We start from the raw sequence: 18,713 nt of genomic DNA, 5'->3' as shown, positions 1-18,713 counted from the left end.
CAGCGTGAAGCCGCATCAGATAGAGGTGCGGCGATAGCTGCGGTATTCCGGCAGCCAGAAGTTATCTTCAATGGCCTGTAACAGCGCCTCGGCGGAGGTTTTCACCGCCACACCCTGCTGCTGCGCCATTTTGCCTACCGCAAAGGCGATATCCTTCGACACTTCCTGAATGTCAGTCAGCGGCGGCAGCACCAGCCCGCTGCCGGTATTGACCAGCGGCGAATGCGAGGCCAGCGCTTCACTCGCCGCCATCATCATTTCATCGGTCACGCGCAGCGCGCCGGACGAAATAATCCCAAGCCCGATGCCGGGGAAGATATAGGCGTTGTTGCACTGCGCAATCGGGTAGGTTTTCTCTTTCACCGTCACCGGCTGGAACGGGCTGCCCGTCGCCACCAGCGCCGCGCCGTCGGTCCAGTTCAGGATGTCGTGCGGCGTCGCCTCAACGCGTGAGGTCGGGTTCGAGAGCGGCATGACAATCGGGCGCGCGCAGTGCTTGTGCATCTCGCGGATGATCTCTTCGGTGAAAAGACCAGTCTGGCCGGACACGCCGATGAGAATATCCGGTTTGGCGTTGCGCACCACGTCCAGCAGCGAAACCGAATCACTCTGCGTATCCCAGCCCTGAAGGCTGTCGCGTTTTTGCACCAGCCTCGACTGGAACGGCAACAGGTTTGGCATGTTGTCGGTCAGCAGGCCGAAACGGTCGACCATATAGACGCGCGCGCGCGCCTGCTCGTCGCTTAAGCCGCCTTCGGTGCGCATCCACGCGATGATCTGCTCGGCGATGCCGCACCCGGCGGAGCCTGCGCCCAGGAAGACGATTTTCTGCTCGCTGAGCTGGCTGCCCGCCGCGCGGCTCGCGGCAATCAGCGTGCCGAGCGTCACCGCCGCGGTGCCCTGAATATCATCGTTAAAGCAGCAGATCTCGTCGCGATAACGCTCAAGCAACGGCATCGCGTTTTTCTGCGCGAAATCTTCAAACTGCAAAAGCACGTTCGGCCAGCGCTGTTTTACCGCCTGGATGAAGTCATCAACGAACGCGTAGTACTCGTCGTCGGTGATACGCGGGTGACGCCAGCCCATGTAGAGCGGGTCGTTCAGCAATTGCTGGTTGTTGGTGCCGGCATCCAGCACGATAGGCAGCGTATACGCCGGGCTGATGCCGCCGCAGGCGGTGTAGAGCGACAACTTGCCGATAGGAATGCCCATGCCGCCGATACCCTGGTCGCCGAGGCCGAGAATACGCTCGCCGTCGGTCACCACGATCACCTTGATGTTATGGATTGGCACGTTCTGCAGAATGTCATCCATGTTGTGGCGGTTCGGCCAGGAGATGAACACCCCGCGGGCGCGGCGGTAGATTTCGGAAAACCGTTCGCAGGCCGAGCCCACCGTCGGGGTGTAGATGATGGGCATCATCACTTCAAGATGGTTTTCCAGCAGGCGATAGAACAGGGTTTCGTTGGTGTCCTGGATGTTGCGCAGGTAAATGTGTTTATCAATATCCGTTTTGAAATCTTCAAACTGTCGCCATGCGCGCTCCGCCTGCTCCTCAATGGTTTCCACCACTTCCGGCAACAGCCCCAGCAGGTTGAAGTTGCTGCGCTCCTCCATGCTGAAGGCGCTGCCTTTATTCAGCAGCGGGAACTCCAGCAGAACGGGACCGGCGTAGGGAATGTAAAGCGAACGGTTTTTTTTGTGTTTGATTTCCATCTGTCTCACTCTTTTTTGCGCGGCAGAAGCCTCACCATTGGCTTTCTGGAGGCCGCGTCGGAACGGGCGGATTACCATAGCGGCACATAGTGTATAAGAAAGCGGCCCGTCACTCTTCCTTAAATGGACAGATTTGTCGCATCAATGCCATGCAATTTATTCATCATGCGGAATATGGGGGAGACGCGCTCCCCCCGTGAACGGTGCGGCCGTCAGGCCAGTGAAGAATCGGGGGATTTTTCAAGCGCCGGGCGCGGGCGGCCCTGCAGCGTAAAGAAGGAAATCACGGTAAAGCCAAGCGTGATAAGCCCAAGCACCAGATAGGTCTGCTGGAAGCCCACGGTGTCATACATCCGGCCCGCCCAGGTGGAGAGCACCACGCCGGAGAGCTGTTTGGAGAGATTAAAGCCCACCAGAAACAGCGTGGCGGAAAGGCGCGGATCAAAAACGGCGGAAATGTATTTAAACGTGCCCACCAGCAGGAACGGCAGTTCAAACATATGCAGCGTTTTCAGGATGATTACCTGCCAGTCGGCGGTGGCGAACGACGAGCCGATAATGCGCACCGACATGATCGCGCCCGCGATAAGCAGCGCGTTTTTGCTGCCGATGCGGTTAATGATAAACGGCGTGAAGAACATCACGGTGGCGTTGAGCAGCTCCCCGCCAGTGGTGACGAAGCCGAAAATCTGGGTGCCGCGCTCGGGGCTTGAGAAAAAGCCTTTAAAGAAGTTGGCGAACTGCTGGTCAAAGACGTCATACACGCTCGCCACGCCCACCACGTAGATGATAAACGCCCAGAAGCTGCGCATTCTGAACAGCTCGCTGACGAGTTTCATCGAGAACGCCTGGCTGGTCTCCTTCGTGCCGGAGATCAGGTTGCCGCTCTCCCCCGCCGGACGCGAGAACCACAGGACGCCCGCCAGGATCAGCGCGCACGCCGACGCCACCCAGAAGATAATATTGGGGTTCACGCCAAACAGCATGCCGGTCATCGAGGCGCACAGCGCCCAGCCCACGCAGCCGGAGACGCGCACTTTGCCATATTCAAAGTTATTGGCGCGGCTGACGCGCTCAATATACGCCTCCACCGCGCCGGAGCCGCTTGAGAAGACAATCCCCAGATAGCAGCCGCCAACCAGCGCCCCGACCCAGATGTTAAAGGCCAGCAGCGGCTTAAGCACGAAGATAAAAAACGGCGCGAACAGCACCAGCAGACCGGTTATCGTCCACAGCAGATGTTTGCGCAGCCCGAGCTTGTCGGAGACCAGGCCAAACACCGGCTGGAAGATAATCGCGAACAGCGAGATACACGAGAACACAATCCCGGTATCCGTTTTACTGAGATGCGCGACATCCGCCAGCCACACCGGGAAGAACGGAAAGTAGGCCGACATAATGAAGTAGTAGAAAAAGAAGAACAGCAAAAAGAATATGAAGTTCTGTTTTTCAACCGGGGTCAGGGCAGGCTTATTCATCTTTCACCTTCTGTGTGGAGGTTGTTTTTGTTGTTAACGCCGGGGCGCGCCCCGGCGGTCATGCCCTGTCAGCCTTGCCGTCTGCGCAGGGTAAAGCGATAGCGGTATTCCCGCGCGGTCAGCAGATATTCCGGGTGCACGCTCGGCGTCCAGGAGTCATCGCCGCCGACGCCCATATGGAAGCCGTCAAGCGTCAGCCAGATACCCGCTTCCGGCTGCAATTTATGCCAGTGGCTGGTCTCCATCAGTTGACGCGTGCCATAAGGGCTTAGCGAGAAATGAAACTCGCCCTCGGCCTGCCAGCCGTTCCAGTTAAGCTCGCGGGTGTTGCAGCGCAGGCCGTTTTCGCCTGGGAAAATATAGGGCGTGGTGAGTTCTGAAAGCGGCAGCGTCCAGCGCGAGAAGCACGCGCTGCTCAGGCGGTCCGGGTAGTTCTCATGCGGGCCGAGGCCAAGCCAGCTTGCCGTCTCTTCGCCGCCGCGTAACTGACAGACCACGCCTGCGCGCGGCAACGGCGGCAGCGCCGGGCTGCGCGCGACGTCAATATCGCAGTGCAGCGCGCCCCGGTTATCCACCACCATACGCCAGTAGCTGAGAATGGCCGGGCCGTCCGCCACGCCTTTTACGAAGTACGCATGCTGCGCGCGCACCTCTACGCCGTCGCGGGTGGTCTGCGCGTCACAGACCAGGCAGCGGTGTTCGGTCTCATACAGTCCGGCGGCTTTCCAGCGCTCCACCCAGGCGTTCGGATCGATGCGTTCCACTTCGCTAACGCCGATATCGTTATCGATAGGCGCACGGATGAACTGATCGGCAAGCGGCGTCAGCATCTGATCCACGCCGTCGTCGCTCCACTGCGTCAGCTGGCCGCTCGCGCGGCTCACGCGCCAGGTCTGACGGCCGTGGCGGATGACAAATTCCGCGTCGGTGATATCAAGCTGCGGCGCGTCGCCTGCCACAAGCGGCTCCGGCAGCGCGAGCGGCGCGGCGAGCGGCCACTGCGCCCAGGCGCTGAGATGCCCTTCCGGCGACCACGGCGTCGCCTGCGGCTGTTCGACGCGCACATGCAGCCAGACGTCCTCGTCGCCCGCGCGGGCGCTAAAGCCCGTGTCGCTGAGCGTCAGCACGCGGGACGCCTGCGGGCCGAGGGAGAGCGTCAGCTCCCCGCTCAGGCGCGTCTCGCCGCGCACCTCGATGCTCCACAGCAGGCGCTCGTTGTCGCTCTCGCGGAACAGGTATTCGCTGGTCACCTCGAGTTGCAGCGGGCTTTCGCTCACCAGACGGAACTGGAAGAACTGCTGCTGATGCTTCGCCTCAAAGAGCGCCGGGTGCGGCGTGCGGTCCGGGAAGACCAGTCCGTTCATGCAGAACTGACGGTCATTCGGCGTGTCGCCGAAATCGCCGCCGTAGGCCCACCAGCGGCTGCCGTCAGGCTCGACGCGCGTGATGGCCTGGTCGGCCCAGTCCCAGATAAAGCCGCCCTGAAGGCGCGGATACTGGCGGAACGCGGCCCAGTAGTCGGCGAAATTCCCCAGGCTGTTGCCCATCGCGTGCGCGTATTCGCAGAGGATCAGCGGGCGGGTTTCGCCTGGCATAGCAATCCACTTTTTGATCGACCACTTCGGCACCCCAGGAATAAGCTGGTCGGTCTCTACGCGCGCGTACATCGGGCAGATGATGTCGGTCGCGCGGGTATCCGCCCCGCCGCCTTCATACTGCACCGGGCGCGTCGGGTCCTGATGCTTGATCCAGTTATAGAGCGCGGTGTGAGTCGCGCCGTTGCCTGACTCATTGCCGAGCGACCAGATAATAATGCTCGGGTGGTTACGGTTGCATTTCACCATCCGGGTGACGCGCTCGCTGTAGGCGCCCAGCCACACCGGATCGTCCGAGAGACGGCTCATCGGCTCCATGCCGTGGGTTTCAAAATTGGCTTCATCCACCACGTACAGCCCGTAGCGGCTGCACAGCTCATACCAGCGCGGCTGGTTGGGGTAGTGCGAACAGCGCACGGCGTTAAAGTTGTTCTGCTTCATCAGCAGAATATCCTGCACCATCGCCGCCTCGTCCACCGCCTGGCCTTTTTCCGGGTGGTGCTCGTGACGGTTAACGCCGCGGATCAGCAGCGGCTGGCCGTTGAGCGTCAGCAGGCCGTTGTGGATTTCCACGCGACGAAAGCCGACGTCGTGCGCCTCAGAGACCAGCGGCATGCCGTCGGCGTCCAGCAGCGTCACCACCGCGCGGTACAGGTGCGGCGCTTCGGCGCTCCACAGCAGCGGGTTGTCAACGTCGAGCGAGAGCGTTACGCGCTCGGCGTAGTTGCCGCGCTCATCAATCGGGGCCGAGCCAAGCGGCAGCGTCTGGCTCGCCACTTCGTTATCACCGCGCCACAGCGCGAGACTGACGCTGAGCCCGCGCGCGGCGGGCGTCACTTCCACCTCGCTGAACAGCGTGGCGTGGCGCAGCGACGGCGCAAGCTCGGTATGCACGCGCACATCGGCCAGCGCCTGCTCCGGGAGATGCAGCAGGCTGACCGGGCGGAAAATGCCGCTCATGCGCCACATATCCTGATCTTCCAGATAAGTGCCGTCCGACCAGCGCAGCACCAGCACGCACAGGCGGTTGCGGCCCGCGTGCAGCACGCCGGTGAGATCGAACTCCGCCGGCAGGCGGCTGTCCTGCGAGTACCCCACCCACTGCCCGTTACACCAGAGATAAAACGCCGAATTCACGCCGCCGAAGACAATGCGCGTGCGGCCCGCCTCCAGCCACGCCTGCGGCACCTCGATATCGCGCGAATAGCAGCCGGTCGGGTTGTCGTCCGGCACAAACGGCGGATTCACCGGGATCGGGTAGCGCACGTTGGTGTAGATCGGCGTGTCGTAGCCTTCCATCTGCCAGTTTGACGGCACCGGCGTGGCGCGGGCGTCGCTGAGATCCGCCGCCAGCCAGACTTCCGGCACCTGGTGAGGGCTGGTGAAAAAGCTGAACTGCCATTCGCCGTCGAGCGACAGCACGGCGTCGGACGGCTCGCCCCGGCGCGCCTGGTCGGCGTCGCGCCAGCCATGCAGCGGCGTATGGGACGGCAGACGGTTAACGCTGGTGATCGCCGGGTTTTGCCAGTCATTGCGGGCAAGGATCGTCGCCAGCGGGCGCGTCTGGAGTTCGTTAAAAGCGGTCGTGGTGGGGTTTTCTGTCATGATGGTTCCCTGGAAATCAAAAAATGTCGTGCGCTAACATAAAGAATCAGCATGGCGGGAAACCGGACAGATCGCGAATGGCGGCGTTGCAGAATGCGATCCTGGATCACATCGCGACGCGCGCAGGATCGTGAATTGCGATCTGCACCACAGTAATGATGTTAGCGCATGACATTTCGCGCCATAAATTGACTTTATCGCGCACCATCGCCGATCATTGCGGCGACGAGAGGCAGAGGAATGGCGATGAAAAAACGACTCAGCACGCTGGATGACGTGGCGCAGAAAGCCGGGGTGTCGCACCAGACGGTGTCGCGCGTGCTTAATAAACCGGAGATGGTCTCGCCCGCGACGCGCCAGCGGGTGCTGGACGCGATGGACGCCTTGCAGTTTGTGCCAAACCGCAGCGCGCAACTGCTGGCCGGGAAAGCCACCCGCACGCTCGGGTTTATCACCGTTTCTCTGGCGCTGCATGCGCCCTCGCAGATTGCCGCCGCCATCAAAAGCCACGCCGCGCGGGCAGACTACAGCGTGGTGATCGCCACGCTGGAAACCGGCACGCTGGAGGAGCTACAACGCTCGCTCAATGAAATGCGCGCGCAAAAAGTGGATGGCGTCATTATCAACCTGCCGCTCGGGGCGGAGGCGGCCGCAAGCCTCGTTAACGACAACAGCGATCTGCTGTGCCTGTTTCTTGATGTGCCCGCCGACAGCGACGTCTTTCACGTGAGCTTTGACCCGCGCGACGGCTCGCGCCAGAGCGTGGAGTTTCTGCTGGGCGGCGGGCATCAGCGCATCGCGCTGCTCGCGGGGCCCGAACACTCGGTGGCATCCGGCATGCGTCTCGCCTGCTGGCAGGACGTGCTGAGCGCGCACGGGCTTACCCCCAGCGCGGTATTACACGGCGACTGGAGTTCGAAAGACGCCTGGCGGCAGACGCTGAGCCTGTTCCGCACCCGGCGCGATATCACGGCGCTGGTGGTGGCGAACGATCAGATGGCGTTCGGCGCCATGAGCGCGCTGGATGAGCTGGGCCTGCGCGTGCCGCAGGATGTCTCGGTGATTGGCTATGACGACACGCCGGACAGTGCCTATTTCATTCCGCCGCTGACCACCGTCGAGCAGGATTTCAACCGGCTCGGCGCAGAGGCGGTGAACCGCATGGTGGCGCGCCTCACGGGCCACGGCGAGAGTGGTTCCACCCTGCTGCCGACCCGCTTTATCGAGCGCCGCTCCACCGCGCCGCTGGGCGACCGCAACGCCTCTCGCGAACGGCTGCTCGATGAAATGACGCGCCTGGTAAAAGCCCTGCGCGAGTGCTGAGCCTCAGCGCGCGTTATCCTCCTGCTTCATTCGCGCGCGAATGCCGCCGTCAATGGTGGTAGTGTCCGCCATCGGCGTATAAATAGCGCCGGTCGTCGGGGCCAGCGGCTGCGCTTTTTCCACCGAGCGGTTAATCACCTTAGCGGAGAGTTTTTCCGTCATATCCGGGAACAGATGGTGCGATAAATTCGACGAGCGCGCCTTCCAGCCCACCGGGATCTCCTCTTGCGGTTTGAAGCAGGCTTTGACCATCGCGTCGATCACTTTCTCCGGCGAATCCATCGCGGCCATGCGCGGCGCGTGGCCGGTATAGTTGGCGGCGTGGGTCCACCACGGCGTATCCACCGCCCACGGCATGATGGTCACTACTTTGATGTCGTGGTAATCGTTAAGCCGCAGCTCCTCGTTAATGGTGCGCCCGAGGCTCAGCACGGCGGCTTTGGTGGCGGCGTAGCTCGACTGAAACGCCAGCGGCACTTCGCTGTCCACCGAGCCGGTGTTGATCAGCACGCCGAAGCCCTGGGCGATAAAATGTTTCATCGCCACGTGCGCGCCGTAAATCACGCCTTTCAGGTTCACATCCACCAGCCGCTCATGATCGGCTATCGGGATCTCCCAGAACCAGCCGAGCGCCCCGATGCCGACGTTATTGATCCAGACGTTAATCGGCCCGAAGCGCGCGATCGCCGCCTGCGCCAGGCGCTCCACCTGATCCGGCTGGCTGACGTCTGTCTCTACCGCCAGCGCGTGGCCGTTGTCAGCGTTTATCTCCTGCGCCAGCGCTTCCAGCGCCTCGCCCCGACGCGCCGCCAGCACGACGTTCGCGCCGCGTTTAGCGAGCGCCAGCGCGGCCCCGCGGCCAAAACCGCTCGACGCCCCGGTGATAACGATAGTGGTGTTGATCATTCGTTCTTCAGACATAGCGGCCCCTCTTTTTATCAGCACATTGCCGCGCCGCTTCAGGCCCGAAGGGCGGCACGGCCCAGCTTTCAGTCTGGACCGGGATGCGTAGAACGCAAAAAGATGGGCTTTTTAACCTGCACGTTAATGATGAAACTGAAACCGATTTGTTTGAGAGGAAGGGGGATACAGGGGGGTTGGTATGAGCGAGGAGCGGAGGCCCGCAATTTTCACTCCACACTGAAATTTTGCTTACATTGCCGCGTATGAGTTAACAGGGAGCCGGTTAATAGCGACAGATACCTCTAATTTAAAAATCAGACTTGTATGAACAGCTTTGTGGAATTATATTTCAGGAGCATATTCATATAATCTTCCTGCCTGTTGAGGTTTTCCTGAAATGAACAACTAATGTGCTATGAACACTTACTGGTTTGCCGGGAGTAAATGCGCATTGTCGTTCATGTCATTTGTCTGCTTGCCGCTAATGTTAATGGCAGCAGATAGCAAAATTTTTGTGCTTTACTGTCGGGCATTGTTTTAACTTGCTCAGGACAGATAATGATGTCGAATCCTTTTTCCCTCAATAATATTTACCATCACAATCAGGCCGTATGGGATCGCATGGCGCGCGAAAATGGTGACTGGTCGCGTCCCGTGACAACGGAAACCATCCAGGCCGCCCGAAAAGGCCAGTGGCGGGTGCAACTTATACCTTCTGAACTCCCGGCTGGATGGCTTGACGACGTGCAAGGTATACGTGTTCTGTGTCTGGCCGCCTCTGGTGGGCAGCAGGCTCCCGTGCTGGCAGCTGCCGGCGCGGAGGTGATTGTACTTGATGCTTCGAAAGAACAACTGGCCTTAGATGAGAGGGTTGCGAAACGCGACAATCTGACCTTAAAAACAGTACTGGGCGATATGCAGGATTTATCAGCCTTTGAGGATGAGTCATTCGACCTGATTTTCCATCCCATCTCTAATCTGTATATACCGAACATACGTAAAGTTTGGGCCGAATGTTTCCGCGTCCTACGCAAAGGCGGGAAGTTACTCAGCGGCTTTTATAATCCGGTAGTCTTTGTTTTTGACCGTTCACCTGATTTAGCCCAGAGTGGTTTGATGAAGCCAGCTTTCATTTTACCTTATGCTGATATAACGGATCTGAGCGCAGAGGAAATTGAAAAAAAGTTAGCCATGAACGAGGCCTTTGTTTTTGGCCATACGTTAGCGGAACAAATTAGCGGCCAGCTGGAAGCCGGTTTGATATTGACGGGTTTCGATGAGGCTTTTCAGCCTGCGCCACGTTTTCTTATTGATAAATATATGCCAACGTTTATAGCAACATGCTCAATTAAACCGATGTAGAAACGCTATAGCTCCGCACGAGCTGCGGGGCTAATAATAGCGGACGTAACGATTCATCCATTCTTTCGGTTTAGCTGACAATACAAGGATGGCGTCAGGCCATCCTTGTTTCATACTCAGGCGCGAAGACCGCCTGCCAGCAGCGTAAACACCTCGATCATTTTCGGCAGCGCTTCTTCCGGTTCCGGGCTTGCGGCCACCCACAGCGCGGCATTGAGCGCCGCGCCGTTCAGCAGCCGCGCGGCGGCGTCGGCATCCACCGGTTTGATTATCCCGCGCGCCATCATGCTGATAACCGTCTCGCGCGTGGCGTCAAGGCAGCTATTCTGGCTCGGCCACTGCGCCGGATCGCCGAGAAACGCCGGGCCATCCAGCAGCACGATGCGCCGCACCTCTTCATCCAGCGCCATCTGAATATAGGCGACGCCTTCGGCGATGAGCGTTTCCCAGGGGTCTTCCACGCCTGCGGCGGCCGCTTTCGCGCGCTGCGCCATCTCGCCGTCCACCTGGGCAACCACGGCGGCGAGCAGCCCTTTTTTATCGCCGAAATTATGATACAGCGCGCCGCGCGTCAGGCCGACGCTGGCGGTGAGTTCATCCATTGAAGCGGCCGCAAACCCTTTCTCAGCAAACGCCTTACGCGCCGCCGCGATGAGCTTCGCGCGGTTTTCTTCCATGGTGTCGATGCGCCGTTTTGCGGCCATAGGATCTCCTTTTCACATACGCGACGTATTTCAATTGACATACGCGGCGTATGTGTAATGATTATTCACATACGCCGCGTATATTAAATCAATTCCCGGCAAGGCGCACCCGGCTTCTTGCCCAACCGTTAACAGGACACCTTATGACCTCTCGTGAACCCGTTTTCCCCGCTAACCGTCATGCGTTGTATGAAGAACACGGCTACTCCGCCGCCATCCGCAGCGGCGATCTGCTGTTTGTTTCAGGCCAGGTCGGCAGCCGCGCCGACGGCACGCCGGAGCCGGATTTTGAAGCGCAGGTGCGGCTTGCGTTTGAGAACCTGCGCGCGACGCTCGCCGCCGCCGGTTGTACCTTTGACGATCTGGTGGATGTCACCACGTTTCATACCGATCCTGAGCGCCAGTTTCCGGCCATTATGGCGGTTAAACAGGCCATTTTCCCGGCGCCGCCGTACCCGAACTGGACCGCCGTCGGCGTCAACTGGCTGGCGGGCTTTGATTTTGAAATCAAAGTGATTGCCCGTATCCCGGACGGGCCGCGCGCATAATAAAAAAGGATGGCTCAGGGCCATCCTTTTTATCAACCACTGCGCCTTACAGGCCGCGGCGCGCCATTAACAGCGCCAGATCCACCAGCCGGTTTGAGAAGCCCCATTCGTTATCATACCAGGCGAGAATTTTGACCATATTGCCGCCAATCACCAGCGTCGAGAGGCCGTCGATAATGGACGAGCGCGGATCGCCGCGGTAGTCGCTGGAGACCAGCGGTTCGTCGCTGTAACCGAGAATGCCTTTCAGCGGCCCTTCCTGGGATGCTTTCAGGAACGCGGCGTTGACCTCTTCCACGGTGACATCGCGGGCGAGCGTGACGGTGAGATCGACAATCGACACTACCGGTACCGGCACGCGCAGCGAGTAACCTGTCATGCGCCCGTCGAGTTCAGGGATCACTTTACCTATAGCCTTCGCCGCCCCGCTGGAGTACGGCACGATGGAGAGCGCCGCCGCGCGCGCGCCGCGCAGATCTTTCTCCGGCTGGTCGTGAAGCGCCTGGCTGTTGGTGTAAGCGTGGGTGGTGTTCATCAGGCCGTGCTGAATGCCGAACTGCTGATGCAGCACCTGGGCTGCGGGCGCGAGGCCGTTAGTGGTGCAGCTGCCGTTGCTGACCACGTGATGCCGCGCCGGATCGTACTGCTCATGGTTAACGCCCATGACGATGGTGAGGTCGTCGTTTTTCGCCGGGGCCGAAATAATGACGCGCTTCGCGCCGCCTTTGGTGATGTGCGCTTCGGCCTGGGCTTTGTCGGTAAAGAAACCGGTGGCTTCGATGACAATTTCCACGCCCACGCTGCTCCACGGAATATTGCCGGGGTCGCGCTCGGAGAAGACGCGGATGGCGCGCCCGTCGAGCTTCAGCTCGCCCTCGCCCGCTTCTATGGTCGCCGGCAGCGTGCCGAGCAGGGAGTCATGTTTCAGCAGATGCGCCAGGGTTTTGCTGTCGGTGAGATCGTTAATCGCCACGACCTGAAACGCCTCATTGCCCAGCGCGGCGCGTAGTACGTTGCGGCCGATACGGCCAAATCCGTTAATGCCTACTTTAACCATGATGAAGCTCCTCTGTTAACGTCTGTAGAGAGTGTGTAACAGAGGGCGAATGGCGTAAATGACGAGATTAGATCACTTTACGCCATCATGCGCGCACAGAAGCGTTCGCGGTAGTCCGACGGCGTGAGATGCAGGTTGCGCTCAAAGACGCGGCGCAGATTAATGGCGTTACCGAAACCGCACTGCGTCGCCACCTGTTCAATACTTTCGCTCCCCTGCTCCAGGCGCTGGCGGGCAGCGTCGAGACGCGCCTCTTCCACATAACGGGCGGGCGGCACGCCGGTTTCGCGCGTAAACACGCGGGTGAAATTGCGCGGGCTCATCGCCACCTGTTCCGCCAGCCGCTCAACGCTGAGATCCTGCGCCAGGTTCTCAAGGATCCAGCCCTGGAGATCGCGGATCGGGCCTGGCGTTTTCGCCTGGGTCAGCAGATAGCGGCTGAACTGCGACTGGCCGCCGGGGCGGCGCAGATACATCACCAGCTCCTGCGCAACGTTACGCGCCAGCTCAAACCCGCCGTCCTCTTCCAACAGCGCCAGCGTCAGGTCAAACCCGGAGGTTACGCCTGCCGAGGTCCAGATATCGCCGTCCTGCACATAAATCGGCCCGCGCTCCACCGTCACCGCCGGGAAGCGCGCGGCGAGCGTATCGAGCAACCGCCAGTGGGTGGTGGCGCGCCGCCCGTCCAGCAGACCGGCCTGCGCCAGCAGTAGCGCCCCGCCGCACACCGAGACCACACGCCGGGCATACGGTGCCGCCTGGGACAGCCACAGCGCCACCTGGTCGCCCTCTTCTTCCGTCAGCCCGCGGCCCGTCACCATAATAGTGTCGAACGGCGTGTGCGGCGCGAGATCGCACAGGCGGTGCTCCGCCAGCAGCTTAAAGCCGGAGGCGCCGTGGATCACGTGGTGCGGCTGGGTGGTGGCAAGCGTCACCTGATAGTGCGGCTCAGGGGCATCCGCAGGCCGTAACTGGTTGGCCCGGGTGAAGATATCGGCGATGCCGGTCGCTTCCAGCAACATGCCCCCTTCCGGGGCGATAATCAGAATAGTTTTCATGTCCTGAAAAATACTCTTTATACAAATTAAGTCAACACGAGCACTTAACAGTACAGCGTTTTCTGATCGTGTGATGGCGTGGCCGGTAGCCCGGATAACGCTTTATGGGATAAGCACAATCGCAGGGAATAAAAGGAAAGCGGGCATGACTGAAGAGGGGAAATATAGCGTACAGATTTGCCACAAGGCTGCGTCATTATTTAAGGAAATTCCCGCCGCTGGCGCAGCGGGGCTGGCGTTACTACCGCGATTGCCAGTCGCGCTCGCAGTGTTCTTTCGCTTCGGCCAGCAAATCGCGCAGCTCCGGCGCGCCGTCGCTGTAGCCGTAATCCATGGTGCTGCTGGCAGCCTGCTGCTCCTGCTGCGCGGCAAAGCGGATCTCATCCTGCTGCGGCTGCCATTCACCGCTATCGTCACGCACAAACCGCGTGGCGTATTGCGGCTGTTTGTCATCCTCGCCGTAGATTTCATATTTACACTCAGGCGCGTTTTCCGGCCCAAATTCCAGGGTATCGATCAGATGCGACTGTGCCATCGTGCCTCCTTCAACAGGTTAAAAATAAAGGGTAGTACAGGGAAGCGGAATGTGCCGGGGCCGTGTAGAATAACCGAAGCGCGGAGCGAGGGATAAATAAGGGAAATCGCCATGCTGAAAAAAGCTATTTTCTTTTTTATTGAGCCGTATTTACCTTACGTCGCCTTTTTCTTTATTGTGCTCGGCGGTGTTATTTTTCATTATGTCGTTCCTGAACACGCGGGCGCATTAACGTTTATGTGGCTGGTTCATGTGCTGTACTGGTTTGTGAAATATGTGCCCTCTTATGCCAAGTTTAAAAAATAAACTGCAAACAGATCATGCCTCTGCGCCACTGGCGCACAGAGGCTAACCATTTAATTACGTTCAAGTAGCGTCAATTTACCGTCAGGGGTTTCGATGTACGTTTTCTTATCGACGCCGTAAAAAACCTTTTCCTTTATATTACCATGTATCATTAAAGCAATATCATTGTAAATACAACGCTCTTTTTCTTTCATATCATCAAAACAATGGTAATCGTCAATAGATCCATCGTTACTGCCCGTTGGCGGGCTTTCATACCTGTCAAAGTTCATTACTATTACATAAAAATTCTCTTCATCTTTAATAAGGTTATACTTCTCCTGAAGGCGCCTTTCATTTTCTTTCCACCACTTAATTTTACCTTTGCTGGTTAATGGTAGGTTTTCAACATATATAGCATTACCATCAACCCTGATAATTTTTGCAGGCGCCATTAACACCCATCCAGCCCAAGAAATGGACAACAGAAATATAATAATTGTTATCTTTTTAAACATTACATTTACCCGTCAACGTTACTTTCGCTTCAAAATTAGTGAAAAACGGCTTAAAAGCAAATCTATTAAAACGCTGCAATACAAACCAAATCCTGAAGAAGGTAAACGCGCTAAATTGAGCTTTACCGATATCATCCGTGTCCAGACCGAAATGGTCCTGTGCTTTAAAATGGACAACGGCACTGTATTTTCCCGAGTTTAAGTCAAGTGAATCTATAGTAATCTTCGTACTATTGACATCGTGGATTGAAATCCCCAGGCCATTAATACAAGATTGCCACCCCATAAATTTTGGCAACCGCCCCCTGGGAGTAAAAGAGGAAAAAGCTTCAGATGTTAATTGATATTTTTTATAGTCGAATCCATTCAACGCCTCTTGAATGACGTTTAGCATACTATCATCGGACTTGTCATTAAGGATCGCTTCTTTATAAGCCTGATTCATCTGCAAATCATAGTAATCCGCACCATCTTTATAATGCATATGGTCAATTAACCTGGTGATAATGCCTTTATATGTGCCGACAAAAGAGAAAGCTTTGGATTGCGTTTTCATATCATTAAAAAGCATTTCAATCACCCTCTCTTTCGTATAAGGCGCAAGGCGGCGCAGCGCCGGGTGATCATAGGGAGAGCGATAGGTGCAATAATCAATGAAGGGTGATACCTGATACAGTTTAAAACGATCCTTAAGCGTTTTTTCATCCAGATCGCCACACTTCATATCATCAGCGTTGCGATCGTTAAAAGGTTTTTGGCTTGTAAAAACAGTTAACGGCTGAGCTAGTCCACTCATTGATATACATCCTTTTAAATCACATGGGTGAGACATCATTATACGACTTTACCAGGCGGCTCAAACGCTTTGTTTTGAAATATGACGCCTCTCAAAAAATAATATCTTTAAATAATTATCAGAAATATATTTCTTTCTTGAAATAGTCTACCCTTATGAATCCATCCATCAGAATTGGCAGCTTCAGCAGCGGCGCTCAACACGCATGAGGATTAATTTTCAATTATTTAACGAACATCAATGTTGATAATCGCTAAGCTCATTGATTTATAAATTTAATGAGGCATATCACTTACTGCCCCCCCCTGGTAAATCTACTACTAACAACAACCCCTTATTGTTATTCCTAAATCAGCGAAGAGCATGCATTTCACGGCAACATAGTCTCAGTAGTAAAGTAATATATCGCCGTTAACTCACGTTATACCATACCAGAGAGCGATTCACGTTAATGCATGATTAAAAAGGAATGCTGATGTGGCGTTTTTCGGTCAATAAAAAGCGCCATTCCGATTTCGCGGTGTTGCGCAATGCATTACTAGCAACGAATAAAGTTGTCACAGAGAAAGGCACCGTGACTTATGGAGAAATTGAAGTGGTGGCGTATGAAAGCGATTGTCCTGTTGGTTGATATTCTCTTTTTCGTTGTGCTTTATTTGATAATTATACCCCTCGTACATTTCTGGCGCCCACTTACCCGACAGGAAACTGACTGGCTGGTTGATAGCGCCGAATGGCCTGGTTTCCTGAATGCCCAGCAATTATGGTGGCTGTTGATGGCAACGGCTGATTTCATCGTCGCGCTCGCAATATTTATTCTGATGAAAATCGTCTGGCGGCGGCTGGTATCACGGTATAACGCTGCGCACGCTAAATAGTATACCCGAGGAGATTCCCCCCATCAGGTTTGTTCATATACCCTCACTCCCCCTCCCCCAAACCGCACCCACGTTTAAGCGGTCGCCCCTCACCCATGCCACAATAAGTTAACCGTTTTTTTACTTCGGAGCGCCGATGCACGCCCTTCTCACTTCTTTCCCACCCGTGTTTGACGGCCATAACGATCTGCTGCTGCGCCTGTGGCTGCGCGCGGAGGCCGAGCCTGTCGGGGCGGTGTTCAGCGGCCTTAAAGGCGGCCATCTGGATTATCCGCGGATGCGCCAGGGTGGCTTTGCTGGCGGGTTGTTCGCGGTGTTCGTGCCGCCGCCGGAGTATGTCGCGCAGATGCGTAATCTGCCGCTGGCGGATGCCGAAACGATGCACGATCCGCTCGCCATTACGCAGGCGCAGATTGAGCTCTTTCACGCTATGGCGCAGGCCTCCGGCGGGAAAATGCGCGTCTGCCGCACGGTGGCGGATATCGAGCAGTGCATGGCGGATGACGCGGTGGCGCTGGTGTTGCATCTCGAAGGCGCGCAGGCGATCGACGCCCAACTCGAGCCGCTCGACGCCCTGCTCGCCCAGGGCGTGCGCAGCATCGGGCCATTCTGGAACACCCCCAACGTTTTTGGCGAAGGGGTCAGCGGGCCGTTTCCTGGCTCGCCGGATACCGGCGCCGGGTTAACGCCTGCCGGTAAAGCGCTCATCCGCGCCTGTCGCGAGCGCCATGTGCTGGTGGATGTCTCGCATATGAATCAGAAGGCGTTTTTCGATACCGCGGCCATCGGCGGCGGGCCGCTGGTGGCGACGCACTCCAACGCCCACGCGCTCTGCGCGCAGCCGCGCAACCTCACCGATGAGCAACTCGCGGCCATTAAGGCGAGCGACGGGCTGGTCGGCGTGAACTTCGGCACCGCCTTTCTGCGCGCCGACGGGCAGCGCAACGGCGACACGCCCTTGTCCGAAATTGTTACGCACGTTGAGTATCTGATTACTAAACTGGGTGAAGACCGGGTGGCGTTCGGATCGGATTTCGACGGCATCAGCCTGCCGGATGCGATGGGCGACGTCACCGGTTTACCGCGTCTGATGCAGGCGCTGGCGGCGGCAGGGTTCGACGCGCCGCTGCTGGAAAAACTCGCCTGGCGCAACTGGTTGCGCGTGCTCAGGCTCGCCTGGGGAGAATCGCAATAAATGGTTAAGCATTTAAGTTGCGATCTGGATCACATTTACGCAACATAAGCGCGCCGGTAATCGGTTTCACCAGGGTGGTGAAAAATCACCCGCTAGATGAGGAGTAAGACTATGACCAAGTGGACTAAACCTGCGTTTGTTGACCTGCGCCTGGGTCTGGAAGTGACCCTGTACATTTCCAACCGTTAATCGCCTGTGCCCGCGGCTTCGCGGGCACCTTTTCTCTTTTCCTTTCCGGTTCTGCACATGCAAATCAAAGTTCTCGGCTCGGCGGCGGGCGGCGGTTTCCCTCAGTGGAACTGCAACTGCGCCAATTGCCAGGGCGTGCGTAACGGCACGATGAAAACCGCCGCGCGCACCCAGTCTTCTATCGCCGTCAGCGATGACGGAAAAAACTGGGTGCTGTGCAACGTCTCGCCCGACATTTGCCACCAGCTTCTCGCCTCACCCGAATTACATAATCCCGGAGTGCTGCGCGGCACCGGCATCGGCGCGATTATTCTCACCGACAGCCAGATAGACCACAGCGCGGGATTACTCAATTTACGTGAAGGCTGCCCGCACCATGTCTGGTGTACGCCGGAAGTGCATGACGATCTCTGCACCGGCTTTCCGGTCTTCCCGATGCTCTCCCACTGGAACGGCGGGCTGATTCATCACCCGATTGCGCCGCTGTCGCGCTTTCAGGTGCGGGTCTGCCCTGGCGTCTGTTTCACCGCCATTCCGCTGTTGAGCAACGCGCCGCCCTACTCGCCGTACCGCGACCGCCCGCTGCCGGGCCATAACGTCGCGCTGTTTATCGAAGAAGAAGGCGGCAAAAGCCTGCTCTACGCGCCGGGCCTGGGCGAGCCGGACGACGCCATTCTGCCATGGCTTGAGCGCGCCGACGTGCTGCTGATTGACGGCACGCTGTGGCGTGACAACGAGCTTGCCGCCACCGGCGTCGGCCATAACACCGGCAAAGCGATGGGCCATCTGGCGCTGTCGGAAGAACAGGGCCTGGCGGCTTTACTGGCGCGCCTGCCCGCAGAGCGCAAGATTCTCATTCATATTAATAATACCAACCCGCTCCTCAACGAGGAGTCCCCGGAGCGCCAGTCCCTGCACCAGCTGGGCATTGAGGTGAGCCACGACGGGATGGTAATCGCGCTATAAGA

The 18,713-nt window shown here is 57.7% G+C and carries 19 protein-coding genes; 9 read left to right on the top strand and 10 right to left on the bottom strand.

Going from position 1 to position 18,713, the window contains the following annotated elements; all coding sequences use genetic code 11:
* Positions 1-15: 15 nt before the first annotated feature.
* From AACV31_RS12925 to AACV31_RS12915, 3 genes are all read right to left on the bottom strand, one after another.
* The gene (locus tag AACV31_RS12925; RefSeq protein ID WP_165153070.1) at positions 16-1,716 is read right to left on the bottom strand and encodes an NAD-dependent malic enzyme; all 1,701 of its coding nucleotides are present in this window, start codon (positions 1,714-1,716) and stop codon (positions 16-18) included.
* A gap of 212 nt (positions 1,717-1,928) precedes the next feature.
* Complete coding sequence (locus AACV31_RS12920) at positions 1,929-3,194, bottom strand: oligosaccharide MFS transporter (protein WP_041923232.1); 1,266 nt, start codon at positions 3,192-3,194, stop codon at positions 1,929-1,931.
* Between the two features lie 68 nt (positions 3,195-3,262).
* Positions 3,263-6,394, bottom strand: coding sequence for a beta-galactosidase (locus AACV31_RS12915; RefSeq protein WP_165153068.1), 3,132 nt, complete (start codon positions 6,392-6,394; stop codon positions 3,263-3,265).
* Positions 6,395-6,640: 246 nt separating this feature from the next.
* On the opposite strand from AACV31_RS12915, the gene AACV31_RS12910 reads away from it, so the two are divergent.
* The gene (locus tag AACV31_RS12910; RefSeq protein WP_185155282.1) at positions 6,641-7,717 is read left to right on the top strand and encodes a LacI family DNA-binding transcriptional regulator; all 1,077 of its coding nucleotides are present in this window, start codon (positions 6,641-6,643) and stop codon (positions 7,715-7,717) included.
* 3 nt (positions 7,718-7,720) lie between these two features.
* Here the strand turns inward: AACV31_RS12910 and AACV31_RS12905 are convergent, their stop codons facing one another.
* Positions 7,721-8,638 (bottom strand): SDR family NAD(P)-dependent oxidoreductase, encoded by a 918-nt coding sequence (locus tag AACV31_RS12905; RefSeq protein ID WP_165153064.1) that lies wholly within the window; start codon positions 8,636-8,638, stop codon positions 7,721-7,723.
* Between the two features lie 543 nt (positions 8,639-9,181).
* Here AACV31_RS12905 and AACV31_RS12900 point away from each other — a divergent pair.
* Complete coding sequence (locus AACV31_RS12900) at positions 9,182-9,982, top strand: class I SAM-dependent methyltransferase (RefSeq protein WP_161589328.1); 801 nt, start codon at positions 9,182-9,184, stop codon at positions 9,980-9,982.
* Between the two features lie 116 nt (positions 9,983-10,098).
* On the opposite strand, the gene AACV31_RS12895 is transcribed toward AACV31_RS12900, so the two are convergent.
* Positions 10,099-10,686 carry a TetR/AcrR family transcriptional regulator gene (locus AACV31_RS12895; protein ID WP_032989081.1) on the bottom strand — a complete coding sequence of 196 codons (588 nt, stop codon included), beginning with the start codon at positions 10,684-10,686 and terminating at the stop codon, positions 10,099-10,101.
* Between the two features lie 143 nt (positions 10,687-10,829).
* On the opposite strand from AACV31_RS12895, the gene AACV31_RS12890 reads away from it, so the two are divergent.
* Positions 10,830-11,234 carry a RidA family protein gene (locus tag AACV31_RS12890; protein ID WP_007699216.1) on the top strand — a complete coding sequence of 135 codons (405 nt, stop codon included), beginning with the start codon at positions 10,830-10,832 and terminating at the stop codon, positions 11,232-11,234.
* Positions 11,235-11,280: 46 nt separating this feature from the next.
* On the opposite strand, the gene gap is transcribed toward AACV31_RS12890, so the two are convergent.
* From gap to AACV31_RS12875, 3 genes are all read right to left on the bottom strand, one after another.
* Positions 11,281-12,291, bottom strand: a complete 1,011-nt coding sequence (gene gap, locus AACV31_RS12885) for a type I glyceraldehyde-3-phosphate dehydrogenase (protein ID WP_165153062.1) — start codon at positions 12,289-12,291, stop codon at positions 11,281-11,283.
* 77 nt (positions 12,292-12,368) lie between these two features.
* Positions 12,369-13,349, bottom strand: a complete 981-nt coding sequence (locus AACV31_RS12880; protein WP_165153060.1) for a GlxA family transcriptional regulator — start codon at positions 13,347-13,349, stop codon at positions 12,369-12,371.
* Between the two features lie 241 nt (positions 13,350-13,590).
* Positions 13,591-13,884 (bottom strand): hypothetical protein, encoded by a 294-nt coding sequence (locus AACV31_RS12875; protein ID WP_165153058.1) that lies wholly within the window; start codon positions 13,882-13,884, stop codon positions 13,591-13,593.
* Positions 13,885-13,995: 111 nt separating this feature from the next.
* Between AACV31_RS12875 and AACV31_RS12870 the strand changes: the two genes are divergently transcribed.
* Positions 13,996-14,190, top strand: a complete 195-nt coding sequence (locus AACV31_RS12870; RefSeq protein ID WP_105538147.1) for a hypothetical protein — start codon at positions 13,996-13,998, stop codon at positions 14,188-14,190.
* Positions 14,191-14,240: 50 nt separating this feature from the next.
* Here the strand turns inward: AACV31_RS12870 and AACV31_RS12865 are convergent, their stop codons facing one another.
* Both AACV31_RS12865 and AACV31_RS12860 read right to left on the bottom strand, forming a co-directional pair.
* The gene (locus tag AACV31_RS12865; protein WP_032806220.1) at positions 14,241-14,687 is read right to left on the bottom strand and encodes a DUF943 family protein; all 447 of its coding nucleotides are present in this window, start codon (positions 14,685-14,687) and stop codon (positions 14,241-14,243) included.
* Positions 14,680-15,483 carry a YPO3983 family protein gene (locus tag AACV31_RS12860; protein WP_165153056.1) on the bottom strand — a complete coding sequence of 268 codons (804 nt, stop codon included), beginning with the start codon at positions 15,481-15,483 and terminating at the stop codon, positions 14,680-14,682. The genes AACV31_RS12865 and AACV31_RS12860 overlap by 8 nt, the downstream gene beginning before the upstream one ends.
* 475 nt (positions 15,484-15,958) lie before the next feature.
* Here AACV31_RS12860 and AACV31_RS12855 point away from each other — a divergent pair, with 475 nt between their 5' ends.
* From AACV31_RS12855 to pqqB, 5 genes are all read left to right on the top strand, one after another.
* Positions 15,959-16,114 carry a hypothetical protein gene (locus AACV31_RS12855; protein WP_165153004.1) on the top strand — a complete coding sequence of 52 codons (156 nt, stop codon included), beginning with the start codon at positions 15,959-15,961 and terminating at the stop codon, positions 16,112-16,114.
* Positions 16,089-16,361: a hypothetical protein gene (locus AACV31_RS12850; protein WP_075199512.1), complete on the top strand. Its 273-nt coding sequence runs from the start codon at positions 16,089-16,091 to the stop codon at positions 16,359-16,361. The genes AACV31_RS12855 and AACV31_RS12850 overlap by 26 nt, the downstream gene beginning before the upstream one ends.
* A gap of 136 nt (positions 16,362-16,497) precedes the next feature.
* Entirely contained in the window at positions 16,498-17,556 is a 1,059-nt protein-coding gene (locus AACV31_RS12845) for a dipeptidase (RefSeq protein ID WP_165153054.1), read from the top strand.
* A gap of 111 nt (positions 17,557-17,667) precedes the next feature.
* Positions 17,668-17,745, top strand: a complete 78-nt coding sequence (gene pqqA / locus AACV31_RS12840; RefSeq protein WP_004387125.1) for a pyrroloquinoline quinone precursor peptide PqqA — start codon at positions 17,668-17,670, stop codon at positions 17,743-17,745.
* A 57-nt stretch (positions 17,746-17,802) separates the two neighbouring features.
* Positions 17,803-18,711 (top strand): pyrroloquinoline quinone biosynthesis protein PqqB, encoded by a 909-nt coding sequence (pqqB, locus tag AACV31_RS12835; RefSeq protein ID WP_165153052.1) that lies wholly within the window; start codon positions 17,803-17,805, stop codon positions 18,709-18,711.
* Positions 18,712-18,713 lie beyond the last annotated feature (2 nt).

This window comes from Cronobacter sp. EKM101R, from assembly GCF_963888145.1.
GTDB lineage: Bacteria > Pseudomonadota > Gammaproteobacteria > Enterobacterales > Enterobacteriaceae > Cronobacter > Cronobacter turicensis.
Note: the sequence above shows the minus strand (reverse complement) of the source record. Positions and strands in the feature narration are given on the sequence as shown.

What these genes read in the sequence shown, in the direction of transcription:
- pqqA (WP_004387125.1), top strand. Translation starts at nt 17,668, where the DNA reads ATGACCAAGTGGACTAAACCTGCGTTTGTTGACCTGCGCCTGGGTCTG.
- AACV31_RS12875 (WP_165153058.1), bottom strand. Translation starts at nt 13,884, where the DNA reads ATGGCACAGTCGCATCTGATCGATACCCTGGAATTTGGGCCGGAAAAC.
- AACV31_RS12895 (WP_032989081.1), bottom strand. Translation starts at nt 10,686, where the DNA reads ATGGCCGCAAAACGGCGCATCGACACCATGGAAGAAAACCGCGCGAAG.
- AACV31_RS12880 (WP_165153060.1), bottom strand. Translation starts at nt 13,349, where the DNA reads ATGAAAACTATTCTGATTATCGCCCCGGAAGGGGGCATGTTGCTGGAA.
- pqqB (WP_165153052.1), top strand. Translation starts at nt 17,803, where the DNA reads ATGCAAATCAAAGTTCTCGGCTCGGCGGCGGGCGGCGGTTTCCCTCAG.
- AACV31_RS12855 (WP_165153004.1), top strand. Translation starts at nt 15,959, where the DNA reads ATGTGGCGTTTTTCGGTCAATAAAAAGCGCCATTCCGATTTCGCGGTG.
- AACV31_RS12890 (WP_007699216.1), top strand. Translation starts at nt 10,830, where the DNA reads ATGACCTCTCGTGAACCCGTTTTCCCCGCTAACCGTCATGCGTTGTAT.
- AACV31_RS12900 (WP_161589328.1), top strand. Translation starts at nt 9,182, where the DNA reads ATGTCGAATCCTTTTTCCCTCAATAATATTTACCATCACAATCAGGCC.
- AACV31_RS12910 (WP_185155282.1), top strand. Translation starts at nt 6,641, where the DNA reads ATGAAAAAACGACTCAGCACGCTGGATGACGTGGCGCAGAAAGCCGGG.
- AACV31_RS12860 (WP_165153056.1), bottom strand. Translation starts at nt 15,483, where the DNA reads ATGAGTGGACTAGCTCAGCCGTTAACTGTTTTTACAAGCCAAAAACCT.
- AACV31_RS12905 (WP_165153064.1), bottom strand. Translation starts at nt 8,638, where the DNA reads ATGTCTGAAGAACGAATGATCAACACCACTATCGTTATCACCGGGGCG.
- AACV31_RS12920 (WP_041923232.1), bottom strand. Translation starts at nt 3,194, where the DNA reads ATGAATAAGCCTGCCCTGACCCCGGTTGAAAAACAGAACTTCATATTC.
- AACV31_RS12865 (WP_032806220.1), bottom strand. Translation starts at nt 14,687, where the DNA reads ATGTTTAAAAAGATAACAATTATTATATTTCTGTTGTCCATTTCTTGG.
- AACV31_RS12870 (WP_105538147.1), top strand. Translation starts at nt 13,996, where the DNA reads ATGCTGAAAAAAGCTATTTTCTTTTTTATTGAGCCGTATTTACCTTAC.
- AACV31_RS12915 (WP_165153068.1), bottom strand. Translation starts at nt 6,394, where the DNA reads ATGACAGAAAACCCCACCACGACCGCTTTTAACGAACTCCAGACGCGC.
- AACV31_RS12850 (WP_075199512.1), top strand. Translation starts at nt 16,089, where the DNA reads ATGAAAGCGATTGTCCTGTTGGTTGATATTCTCTTTTTCGTTGTGCTT.
- gap (WP_165153062.1), bottom strand. Translation starts at nt 12,291, where the DNA reads ATGGTTAAAGTAGGCATTAACGGATTTGGCCGTATCGGCCGCAACGTA.
- AACV31_RS12845 (WP_165153054.1), top strand. Translation starts at nt 16,498, where the DNA reads ATGCACGCCCTTCTCACTTCTTTCCCACCCGTGTTTGACGGCCATAAC.
- AACV31_RS12925 (WP_165153070.1), bottom strand. Translation starts at nt 1,716, where the DNA reads ATGGAAATCAAACACAAAAAAAACCGTTCGCTTTACATTCCCTACGCC.